This is a genomic window from Pelagerythrobacter marensis (genome assembly GCF_036700095.1).
In the GTDB taxonomy this organism is placed as follows: Bacteria; Pseudomonadota; Alphaproteobacteria; order Sphingomonadales; family Sphingomonadaceae; genus Pelagerythrobacter; species Pelagerythrobacter marensis_A.
Genome location: NZ_CP144918.1, coordinates 1,378,959 through 1,389,156 on the forward strand (window position 1 = coordinate 1,378,959; position 10,198 = coordinate 1,389,156).

Annotated in this window: 10 protein-coding genes; 3 read left to right on the top strand and 7 right to left on the bottom strand. The window is 66.2% G+C overall.

Going from position 1 to position 10,198, the window contains the following annotated elements; genetic code table 11:
• Positions 1 to 131: 131 nt before the first annotated feature.
• Both V5F89_RS06435 and V5F89_RS06440 read left to right on the top strand, forming a co-directional pair.
• A complete protein-coding gene (locus tag V5F89_RS06435; protein WP_338447416.1) occupies positions 132 to 935 on the top strand; it encodes a DUF72 domain-containing protein in 804 nt (267 codons plus the stop codon).
• Entirely contained in the window at positions 932 to 2,206 is a 1,275-nt protein-coding gene (locus tag V5F89_RS06440) for a dipeptidase (protein WP_338447417.1), read from the top strand. Before V5F89_RS06435 ends, V5F89_RS06440 begins: the two co-directional genes overlap by 4 nt.
• Positions 2,207 to 2,231: 25 nt before the next feature.
• On the opposite strand, the gene V5F89_RS06445 is transcribed toward V5F89_RS06440, so the two are convergent.
• The 7 genes from V5F89_RS06445 to V5F89_RS06475 all read right to left on the bottom strand — a co-directional run bounded on the left by V5F89_RS06445 (position 2,232) and on the right by V5F89_RS06475 (position 8,767).
• On the bottom strand, positions 2,232 to 2,420 hold the full coding sequence (locus V5F89_RS06445; RefSeq protein WP_338447418.1) for a DUF3008 family protein: 189 nt from the start codon (positions 2,418 to 2,420) through the stop codon (positions 2,232 to 2,234).
• A gap of 50 nt (positions 2,421 to 2,470) precedes the next feature.
• The gene (locus tag V5F89_RS06450; RefSeq protein ID WP_338447419.1) at positions 2,471 to 2,779 is read right to left on the bottom strand and encodes a hypothetical protein; all 309 of its coding nucleotides are present in this window, start codon (positions 2,777 to 2,779) and stop codon (positions 2,471 to 2,473) included.
• Between the two features lie 110 nt (positions 2,780 to 2,889).
• A complete protein-coding gene (gene dapD / locus V5F89_RS06455; protein WP_338447420.1) occupies positions 2,890 to 3,711 on the bottom strand; it encodes a 2,3,4,5-tetrahydropyridine-2,6-dicarboxylate N-succinyltransferase in 822 nt (273 codons plus the stop codon).
• Between the two features lie 67 nt (positions 3,712 to 3,778).
• Positions 3,779 to 4,864, bottom strand: a complete 1,086-nt coding sequence (locus V5F89_RS06460; RefSeq protein ID WP_338447421.1) for a phosphotransferase family protein — start codon at positions 4,862 to 4,864, stop codon at positions 3,779 to 3,781.
• Positions 4,861 to 5,952: a Zn-dependent alcohol dehydrogenase gene (locus tag V5F89_RS06465; protein ID WP_338447422.1), complete on the bottom strand. Its 1,092-nt coding sequence runs from the start codon at positions 5,950 to 5,952 to the stop codon at positions 4,861 to 4,863. The genes V5F89_RS06460 and V5F89_RS06465 overlap by 4 nt, the downstream gene beginning before the upstream one ends.
• A complete protein-coding gene (locus V5F89_RS06470; protein WP_338447423.1) occupies positions 5,952 to 7,238 on the bottom strand; it encodes an acyl-CoA dehydrogenase family protein in 1,287 nt (428 codons plus the stop codon). The genes V5F89_RS06465 and V5F89_RS06470 overlap by 1 nt, the downstream gene beginning before the upstream one ends.
• Positions 7,239 to 7,330: 92 nt before the next feature.
• Positions 7,331 to 8,767 carry an MFS transporter gene (locus tag V5F89_RS06475; RefSeq protein WP_338447424.1) on the bottom strand — a complete coding sequence of 479 codons (1,437 nt, stop codon included), beginning with the start codon at positions 8,765 to 8,767 and terminating at the stop codon, positions 7,331 to 7,333.
• 263 nt (positions 8,768 to 9,030) lie between these two features.
• On the opposite strand from V5F89_RS06475, the gene V5F89_RS06480 reads away from it, so the two are divergent.
• Positions 9,031 to 10,194: an acyl-CoA dehydrogenase family protein gene (locus V5F89_RS06480; RefSeq protein ID WP_338447425.1), complete on the top strand. Its 1,164-nt coding sequence runs from the start codon at positions 9,031 to 9,033 to the stop codon at positions 10,192 to 10,194.
• The last annotated feature ends 4 nt before the right edge of the window (positions 10,195 to 10,198 follow it).

Below are 10,198 nucleotides of genomic sequence, written 5' to 3' on the forward strand. Positions count from 1 at the left end.
ATACGGCGCGGCCCTGTGCCGCCCGGATCCGTTTCCCCGCCCGGCGACGGCCCTGCCGCCGACAGGCGTTGCCGCCGGGGCTGCCGGGATTTAACGCTCGGCACCCGGCGACGAAGGTTTATTGGGGGCTTATGACAATCCGAACCGGCATCGGCGGGTGGACATATCCCGACTGGCGCGGCGGGACTTTCTATCCCGAGGGGCTGCGTCAGGCCGACGAGCTTTCCTATGCGGCGGAGCGGCTCGGCGCGATCGAAGTCAACGGCACGTTCTATCGCCTGCAGAAGCCGGAAAGCTTCGCCAAATGGCGCGACGAGACCCCGGCGGGGTTCGTCTTCGCGCTGAAAGGTTCGCGCTTCGTCACGAACCGCAAGGACCTGTCGCAAGCCGGCGAATCGATCGACAAGTTCATCGGGCAGGGCATTGCCGAACTGGACGACAAGCTCGGCCCGATCCTGTGGCAGCTGGCCAAGACCAAGCGTTTCGAACGCGACGAGACGGCCGCCTTCCTGGCGTTGCTGCCGGCCGAGGTCGCCGGGCTGCCGCTGCGCCATGCGATCGAAGTGGGGCACGACAGCTTTGCCTGCCCGCAATTCGTGGACCTTGCGCGCGAAGCGGGGGTCGCCATCGTCTGGTCCGAAGACGAAGGACGCGCGCCGATCGCCGACCGCACTGCCGGATTCGCCTATCTGCGGTGCCAGAAGATGCGCTCCGAATGCGAAACGGGATACGATGGCGAGGGTCTGGCCCGGATCGCGGAGATGTGCCGCGAATGGGCGGCCGGGACGGCCCCCGACGGCCTGCCCTATGCCCACGACCGCGCCGGCAGCACGGGATATGGCGGAGACGTTTTCGCTTTCATGATCAACGGCGCCAAGGAGCGCGCGCCGGCCGCCGCAATGGCGCTCGCCGAACAACTGGAAGGGTTGCAATGAGAATACTGTCGTCGCTGTCGCTGACCGCGCTGATCCTGGCTTCGGCGGGAACCGTCTCCTCCGGCGCGCTCGCCCAGACGCCCGAACAGGTGGCCGAGGCCGCGCTGGAAGGGGCGCCGGTGTTCGACGGGCACAACGACGTGCCGATCCAGCTGCGCGCGCGCTTGCGCAACATGATCGGCGATTTCGACTTCGTCGATACGACCGATACCGGCGCCGACCACGCCGACGGGCGCACGATGCACACCGATCTCACGCGCCTGCGCCAGGGGAAAGTCGGGGCGCAGTTCTGGTCGGTCTACGTCTCGGCCGCGCTGGACGAGCCCGCGGCGGTGCAGACGACGATCGAACAGATCGACGTGACCCGGCGCCTGATCGACCGCTATCCCGACAGGCTGGCCCTGGCCCTGACCGCCGACGATGTGGAGCGGGCCGTGGAAGAGGGCAGGATCGCCTCGCTGATGGGGATGGAGGGCGGCCATTCGATCGGGTCCAGCCTCGCGGTCCTGCGCCAGATGTACGCGATCGGCGCGCGCTATCTGACCCTGACCCATTCGCGCAACACGCCCTGGGCAGACAGCGCGACCGACGATCCCGAGCACGACGGGCTGACCGAGTTCGGCCGCCAGGTCGTGCGCGAGATGAACCGGCTCGGCATGCTGGTTGACCTCAGCCATGTCAGCGAGGCGACGATGGCCGACACGCTCGACATCGCCGTCGCTCCGGTGATCTTCAGCCACTCGGGCGCGCGGGCGATCAACGGCCATTCGCGCAACGTGCCCGATTCCATCCTGCGCCGCTTGCCGGAAAACGGCGGCGTGGTCATGGTCGTGGGCCTGCCGGGCTATCTCAGCGAAGACATGCGCCAGTGGAACGCGCGGCGCCAGGCGGAAAAGGCGCGGCTCGAATCGCTGTGGCAGGGGCGCCCGGAGCAGGCCGCTGCGGCGCTCGAGGAATGGGACGCGGCCAATCCGGCGCCGGAGGCGACAATCGCCGACATGGCCGATCATATCGATCACATTCGCGATATTGCCGGGATCGACCACATCGGGATCGGCGGCGATTACGACGGAATGCCGACGGGGCCGGTGGGGATGGAGGACGTGTCCGGCTATCCCGCGCTGTTCGTCGAGCTGGCGCGCCGCGGCTATAGCCAGGCCGATCTGGAAAAGATCGCGATGCGCAACGTGCTGCGCGTCATGCGCGCGGCGGAAGCGGTCGCCGCGGAGCAAGCGGACATGCCGCCGATCGAGACGCCGGTTCCCGAATAGAGCCGGGCCGGCGTCCCGGAGGCGGTCAGTCGTCCGACTTCTTCTCGGGCAGGCCTTCGCGGTCGGTTTCGGCCAGATCCTCCAGCTCGCTCTCGCTCATCGAATCGTACATCTGTTTCGATGCGCCCTGGAGTTCGGATACCTTCGTCTCGCCGCGCTTGGCGGAAAGCGCGGCGCCGGCGGCCTGTTGCTGGGCCTTCGATTGTGCGGGCATGATAGAATCCTTTCCTCGGTTCGCTACCGGCCCTTCTTCCCACCGATCGATCAGGTGCCGACGCGGCCGGGTTCGTCGGCAGGGCTGTCGCCGCCTTCGGGGGCGCCTTCGATTTCCTCGAACCGGTCGTCGACGATGCTGTCGGTTCCGGTATCGCGTTCGGATGCCTCGATCCGCCCGCTGACGGAGCCTTCGCTTTCGACTTCGCCCTGTGTCAGCGCGCCTGTCACCCAGATGACGGTCAGCGCCGCGATCGCCAGGAGAGTGCCGACGATCAGGACCCAGCGCACGACGCCTTCCTTGGAGCCGCCGCTCGCCTCGGTCTCGTTCATGTGAACCTCATCGCCCTGTCGTTCCATCGTTCTTGCTCCCGTAAAGCGACCCTGATGGGGCATTTACGTTCGGAGCGGGCGAACGTTCCTGCTGCCGGTGGCGGCCGCCGGCAGTGCGGCCGCGACGGAAACGGTCCTCAGTCGCGAAGCAGCTCGTTGATCCCGGTCTTCGCGCGCGTCTGGGCATCGACGGTCTTGACGATGACCGCGCAGGCCAGCGAGGGGCCGCCGGCCGGGTCGGGCAGGGTGCCGGGCACCACCACCGAGTAGGGGGGGATTTTCCCGCGCGTGACCGCCCCGGTGGCGCGATCGACGATCTTGGTCGACTGGGTGATGAACACGCCCATCGCGACCACGCTGCCTTCGCCCACGATCACGCCTTCGACGATTTCCGAGCGCGCGCCGATGAAGCAGTTGTCGCCGATAATGGTGGGGTTGGCCTGCAGCGGTTCGAGCACGCCGCCGATTCCCGCGCCGGCGGAGATGTGGCAATTGCTCCCCACCTGGGCGCAGCTGCCGACCGAAGCCCAGGTGTCGACCATCGTGCCGTCGCCGACATAGGCGCCAATGTTGACGAAGCTGGGCATCAGCACCACGCCCCGGCCGATGTGGCTGCCGCGCCGGACGATCGCGCCGGGCACGACGCGGAAGCCTGCGGCGGCGAAGCGGGCATCGTCCCAGCCTTCGAACTTGCTCGGCACCTTGTCGTAGGCGGGGGCACCCACTGCGCCCTCGATCACGGCGTTGTCGCGCAGGCGGAAGCTGAGCAGCACCGCTTTCTTCAGCCACTGGTTGACTTTCCATCCGCCCGCGCCGTCGGGTTCGGCCACCCGCGCCTCGCCGCTGTCGATCAGCGCGATCGCCGCTTCCACCTGCTCGCGGATTTCGCCCGACTGCGGGCCGATGTCTGCGCGGTTTTCCCAGGCGGCTTCGATGGCGGATTCGAGTTCGGCGGACATGGCGGCGCTCCGGTGGATTGAAAGTGGCCCTGGCTGCTAGCCGCCTCGTGCCGGTGCGGCAAGAAAGCTAATCTAACCCCGCCGCCTGCGCGAACCGATAGGCGCGTTCGACCAGCGGCCCGACCCGTTCGGACATCGTTTTCGCGTGGGCCGACGATGCCGTGCCGTCGATCACCCGTTTCTTGATCCCCTGCATGATCCCGGCGAGGCGGAACAGGTTATAGGCGAAATACCAGTCCATCGGCGGCACCGGATACCCGGTCCGCGCCACGTAGCGATCGACCGCCTCTGCAACCGAAGGAATGCCGAGCGTCTCGAGATCGAGACCCTCCAGCCCGGCCCGTCCGTCGGCCGGGCTGAACCAGTTGAGCATGAGATAGCTGAAATCGGCGATCGGATCGCCCAGCGTCGACAGTTCCCAGTCGAGCACCGCGATCACCCGGCTTTCGGTCTTGTGGAAGATCATGTTGTCGAGCCGGTAGTCGCCGTGCACCACGCTCGATTCGTGCTGCGGGGGCACGGTTTCGGGCAGCCATTCGATCAGCCGCTCCATCTGCGGCATATGCTCGGTTTCGGACAGGCGATACTGCTTCGCCCAGCGCGCGATCTGGCGAGCGCAGTAATCGTCCGGCTTGCCGAAATCACCCATGCCGATGGCCTGGGGGTCCTTCAGGTGAAGATCGGCCATCGTGTCGATCATCGCGTGGTAGATTGCGCGCCGCTCGGCAGGCGAACATCCCGGAAGCGCCCCGTTCCACAGCGACCGCCCGTCGGCCAGGTCCATTACGAAGAACTTCGACCCGATCACTTCGGGATCTTCGCACAGGCCGTAAGTCTTCGGCACCGGAAAGCCGGTCGGGCCGAGCGCGGACATCGCCTTGTACTCACGGTCGACCGCATGGGCGCTGGGCAGCAACTTGCCGAACGGCTGGCGGCGCAGGACGTAGGTGCGGTGCGGCGTATCGACCCGATAGGTCGGGTTCGATTGCCCCCCCTTGAACTTGGAGAGCGTCAGCGGCCCGGAAAATCCTTCGACGTTGGCTTCCATCCAGGCGGAGAGCGCGGCCTCGTCCAGCTTGTCGCGGTCGGGCACTTCGATCGTGCCGACCATCTCTTTCTCGTAGTCGATCTCGGGTTGCGACGTGTCGGTCATCGGTCGAACATCACCACGCTGCGCGCGCTGTGGCCTGCGCGCATCTTGTCGAAACCGGCGTTGATCTCCTCCAGCGAGATGCGCTCCGCAATAATCGTGTCGAGATCGAGCAGACCGCGCATGTAGAAGTCGACAAGGCGCGGCAGATCGACGGGAAAATGGTTCATCCCCATGATCGCGCCTTGCAGTTTCTTGCCCGACAGAAGGTCCATCGCCCCCAGGCCGACCTTGCAGTCGAGCGGCATCATGCCCAGGATCGTCGCGGTACCGCCGCGGCGCAGGACTTTGACCGCGAGGTCGGCGCTGGCCTGGCGGCCCACCGCCTCGATCGCATGATCGACCCCGCCGCCGGACAGCCGCACGATCTGCTCCACGGCATCGTCGGCCGCGGCGTCGACCGTGTGGGTCGCGCCCAGCGTTTCGGCCAGTTCGCGCTTTTCCGCCAGGGGATCGATGGCGATGACTTTGCCCGCACCCGCGATCTTCGCCGCGTTCACCGTCGCCAGCCCCACGCCGCCGCAGCCGATGACCGCCACGGTCTCGCCCGGGACCAGCTTGCAGGCGTTGAAGATCGCCCCGGCCCCGGTCGTCACCGCGCAGCCGATCACGGCGGCGCGATCGAGCGGCATGTCCTTGTCGATCGCCACGCAGGCGTGTTCGTGGATCAGCATCTGCTCGGCAAAGGCGGAAAGGTTGAGCAGCTGCATCACCGGCTCCCCATCGCCGCGCGTCAGGCGAGGGGCCTGCTCTTTCGCCCGGCGGGTGTCGCCGCCCAGGCAGAGAGCCATCCGCCCGGTGACGCAGAACTCGCAATGCCCGCAGAACGCGCTGAGGCAGGTAACGACGTGGTCGCCCGGCTTCACCGTCTTCACTTCGCTGCCGACCGCGCGGACCACGCCCGCCGCCTCGTGCCCGGGCACGAGCGGCAGCGGGTGGGGATAGGCGCCGTCGATGAAGTGGAGGTCCGAATGGCACAGGCCGCAGGCCCTGGTGTCGATCAGCACCTCATGAGCCAGCGGCTCCGCCACTTCGATCTCGCCGATGACGAGGCCCTCGCCGGGTTTCTCGAGGATCGCTGCCTTTGCCATTACCGTGTCGCTCCCATATCGCCCGAGCTGACGGCGTCGCCATCCGGCCGGGGCGCATGTTTGGCGAATTCCATCCGCGCGATCGAGCGGGCGTGAACTTCGTCCGGCCCGTCGGCGAGCCGCAGCGTGCGTTGGTGGGCGTAAGCCTTGGCGAGACCGTAGTCGTTCGACACGCCGCCGCCCCCGTGCGCCTGGATGGCATCGTCGATGATCTTCAGCGCCATGTTCGGAGCCTGAACCTTGATCATGGCGATTTCCTGCTTGGCGGTCTTGTTGCCGACCTTGTCCATCATGTCCGCGGCCTTGAGGCACAGCAGGCGGGTCATCTCGATATCGATGCGGGCGCGCGCGACGCGCTCTTCCCAGACCGAGTGCTTGTAGATCGGCTTCCCGAAAGCTTCGCGTGCCTGCAGGCGCCGGCACATTTTGGCGAGGGCTTCCTCGGCAACGCCGATCGTGCGCATACAGTGGTGGATGCGGCCCGGGCCGAGCCGCCCCTGCGCGATTTCGAAACCGCGCCCTTCGCCGAGCAGCAGATTGTCCGCCGGAACGCGCACGTTGTCGAGCGTGATTTCCATGTGGCCGTGGGGGGCGTCGTCGTATCCGAACACCGGCAGGTGCCGTTCGATCGTGACCCCTTCGGCATCGAGCGGCATGACGATCATCGACTGCTGCGCGTGGCGCTGCGCGCCGAAATCGGTCTTGCCCATGACGATCGCGATCTTGCAGCGCGGGTCGCCGGCACCCGACGACCACCACTTGCGGCCGTTGATGACGTAGTGGTCGCCGTCGCGCTCGATCCGGGTTTCGATATTGGTCGCGTCGGAGCTGGCGACGTCCGGCTCGGTCATCAGGAAGGCGGAGCGGATTTCGCCTTCCATCAGCGGCTTCAGCCACCGATCCTTCTGCGCGCGCGTGCCGTAGCGGTGGAAGACTTCCATGTTGCCGGTGTCGGGCGCGGAGCAGTTGAAGACTTCGCTTGCCCAGCCGATGCGGCCCATTTCCTCGGCGCACAGGGCATATTCGAGGTTGGTCAGGCCGGGGCCGTCGAATTCGAACGTGTCGTCGACGTGGCTGAGTTGCCCCTGCGGCGGCATGAACAGGTTCCAGATGCCCTGCGCCTTGGCCTTGGCCTTCATATCCTCGACGATCGGGATCACCTTCCAGCGATCGCCCTGCGCGTCCTGCTCGGCATATGTGCCGGTGTTGGGGCGCACGTTCGTTTCGATGAAATCGCGCACCCGGTCGCGCCAGTACTGCTGTCTTTCGGTGGGTTCGAAGTTCATTTTGTCGCTGTTCCTCTTCTAGATCTCGATCTCGTTGCCCGGTGAAACTGGCAGAGGCGCAAGGGCGCGCCAAGCGCATTCGTCCGCGCCGTTCACGGGGCCATCGTGTTTGCGTCCAGGTCTCCGCGGGCCGCGGCGTCCAGCGCCGCCAGGCGCGCCTCGTGATCGGCGCGGTCGATGGGGAAGCGGGCGAGCCACCAGGCGGAGAACAGCCCGAGCGCGGCGATCATGATGCAATATTGCACGATGACGCTGTCGATAACCGGCGCCGCGACATTACCGGGGCTGGCGTCGCTCGGCAAACCGGACAGCGATACGATGACGCCCGCGGTCAGAATGCCCAGCCCGGTGGCGCATTTCTGCACGAACCAGTTGCCCGAATAGAACGCGCCTTCGGCCCGGCGTCCCGTGCGCTCCTCGAACGCCTCGACGATCTCCGCCACCATCGACGATGCCGAAACCAGCACCATCACGGTGAAACTGTTGCTGACGAGGACGAACGCGAACAGCATCGCAGTGGAGGTGGCGCTGCCGACTTCCGGCCAGACCCCGGCCAGGCGCAGGCCATAGGGGATCAGCCAGAACACCGTGGCCAGAATCGTGGCGCCCGAGGCGACCCGGATCTTGCCGAAGCGGCGATGAAGCGTGCCCAGGGTCAGAAAAACGATGACGACGCTGGCGAGAAGCACGAAAGGATAGATCGCAAGCGCGCCTTCGGTGAATTCCCACACGAAATAGAACAGGTAATTGGACAGCGCGAACGTCATCCCCTGAGTGATATAGGCCGCCACGGCCCCCAGGGCGAAGATCAGGAACGCGCGTTCGGAGAACGATTCGACGATTTCGCCGAACGCGGTCTTCACGCTGAACGAGGGCGGTTTGGTTTCGGGATAGCGCGCCACGAACTTGTGCTGCCCGAGCGCGGACAGGAGCGTGGTGACCACGATGACGACGGCCCCGACCAGGCCGTAGATCTCGTATCCTTCCCGATCGAGCAGGCCGTCGCTCAGGAACACGCTGTAGGTCAGGAACAGCAGGGCGAGGCCGCCGGTCCAGCCGAACAGGTAGCGGAACCGGAACAGCGTGGTGCGTTCGTCGTAATCGCGGGTCAGCTCGGGCACGAGCGCCGCGGAGGGGACTTCGCAGGCGGAAAGCAGCAGCCGGATCAGCACCGCCATGCCCAGCAGCAGCGCGAAGCTGGGCGGCCCGTCGACCGGCGGCGACCAGAGCACGTACCAGGCGATGCCGAGCGGTATCGGCGCGATATAGAGCCAGGGCAGGCGCCGCCCCCAGCGCGTGTAGGTGCGGTCCGAAAGGTTGCCCAGCACCGGATCGACGAAGGCGTCGATGATGAGAGCGAGCACGAGGGCGAGGCTGACCAGCCAGGCCTCCATGCCCAGGACGAGATTGTAGAACGTCAGGAGGAAGACGGAAAAGCCGTTGTCCTTCACCCCGAAGGCGATCGCGCCGAAGCCGTTGGCAAGCTTGATCCGCAGCGGCAGCGGGCCGCTGTGCGCAGGGGCGTTCACGATGCCGCTTCGCAGCGGAGCCGGCGCGCGCGACCGCCGGTTGCCGTCGTCTGGGCAGGGTATCTCATGCAGGGCCTCTCCTCCCGAATTTCGCCGCCAAGCTTACGGGAAGGTAAACTCGCGTCAACGCGGTTGTGATGACGTTACGGCATGGCGGAGCGGCACGAACGCGCTTGCGGAAAGGGGCCGAATCACCTTAACCTGCACGTAAAGCAGGCGGCATCGACCTGCCGCCGGATTTTCCCGAGAGGAGCCTGCCTGACATGTCCGACCTAGACAGTTTTCGCGCCGAAACGCGCGCCTGGCTGGAAGCCAACTGCCCACCCGAGATGCGCGAGCCCGTGCAGGGCGAGGAGGACGTGTACTGGGGCGGCCGCAAGGCCACGTTCAAGAGCGACGCGCAGAAGGCCTGGTTCGAGGCGTGCCGCGACAAGGGCTATACCGTGCCGGCCTGGCCGCGCGAATACGGCGGGGCCGGCCTGTCCCCGCCCGAAGCCAAGATCCTGCGCGAGGAAATGGCGCGGATCAACGCGCGCCCGCCGCTGTCGAGCTTCGGCATCTGGATGCTCGGTCCCGCGCTGCTGAAATTCGGGACCGAGGAACAGAAGCGCAAATACCTGAACGAGATCGCCCGCGGCGAAATCCGCTGGTGCCAGGGTTATTCGGAGCCGGGCTCGGGCAGCGACCTCGTCAGCCTGCAGACCTTCGGCGAGGACAAGGGCGATCACTGGATCGTCAACGGCCAGAAGATCTGGACCAGCTATGCCGACAAGGCGGACTGGATCTTCTGCCTCGTCCGCACCGACAAGTCGAACAAGTATCAGGGCATCACCTTCATGCTGTTCGACATGGAATCGCCCGGCGTTTCGACCAAGCCGATCAAGCTGATCAGCGGCAACAGCCCGTTCTGCGAGACGTTCTTCGACGACGTGAAGGTGCCCAAAGACCAGTATGTGGGCGAGATCAATCGCGGCTGGGACGTGGCCAAGTACCTGCTCGGTCACGAGCGCGAGATGATTTCGGGCGCCGACAATTCGGAACGCGGTGCCGGCATCGGCGCGATGCTCAAGCGCCAGACGGGCGAGCTGGATCCCGTCCTGCGCGCGGAACTGGCGCTGTTCGACGTCGACGCTCTCGCGTTCTCGGCCATGGCCGAGAAGTTCCTCGACGAGGTGAAAGTGGGCAAGGCGCACCCGGCGCAGCCCAACATGATGAAATATGCCGGCACCGAATTGAACAAGCGCCGTCACGAACTGATGATGGCAGCGGGCGGGTCCGCCGCGCTCGAGTGGGACAGCGAGGAATCGCGCGGCGGCTCGGCAGCGCGGTCTTGGTTGCGGACCAAGGCCAATTCGATCGAAGGCGGGACGAGCGAGGTCATGCTCAACGTCATCGCCAAGCGTATTCTGGAGCTGCCGGGGGCTTGAGCCA

Coding starts and splice junctions, on each gene's coding strand:
- V5F89_RS06435 (WP_338447416.1), top strand. CDS start 132: ATGACAATCCGAACCGGCATCGGCGGGTGGACATATCCCGACTGGCGC.
- V5F89_RS06440 (WP_338447417.1), top strand. CDS start 932: ATGAGAATACTGTCGTCGCTGTCGCTGACCGCGCTGATCCTGGCTTCG.
- V5F89_RS06445 (WP_338447418.1), bottom strand. CDS start 2,420: ATGCCCGCACAATCGAAGGCCCAGCAACAGGCCGCCGGCGCCGCGCTT.
- V5F89_RS06450 (WP_338447419.1), bottom strand. CDS start 2,779: ATGGAACGACAGGGCGATGAGGTTCACATGAACGAGACCGAGGCGAGC.
- dapD (WP_338447420.1), bottom strand. CDS start 3,711: ATGTCCGCCGAACTCGAATCCGCCATCGAAGCCGCCTGGGAAAACCGC.
- V5F89_RS06460 (WP_338447421.1), bottom strand. CDS start 4,864: ATGACCGACACGTCGCAACCCGAGATCGACTACGAGAAAGAGATGGTC.
- V5F89_RS06465 (WP_338447422.1), bottom strand. CDS start 5,952: ATGGCAAAGGCAGCGATCCTCGAGAAACCCGGCGAGGGCCTCGTCATC.
- V5F89_RS06470 (WP_338447423.1), bottom strand. CDS start 7,238: ATGAACTTCGAACCCACCGAAAGACAGCAGTACTGGCGCGACCGGGTG.
- V5F89_RS06480 (WP_338447425.1), top strand. CDS start 9,031: ATGTCCGACCTAGACAGTTTTCGCGCCGAAACGCGCGCCTGGCTGGAA.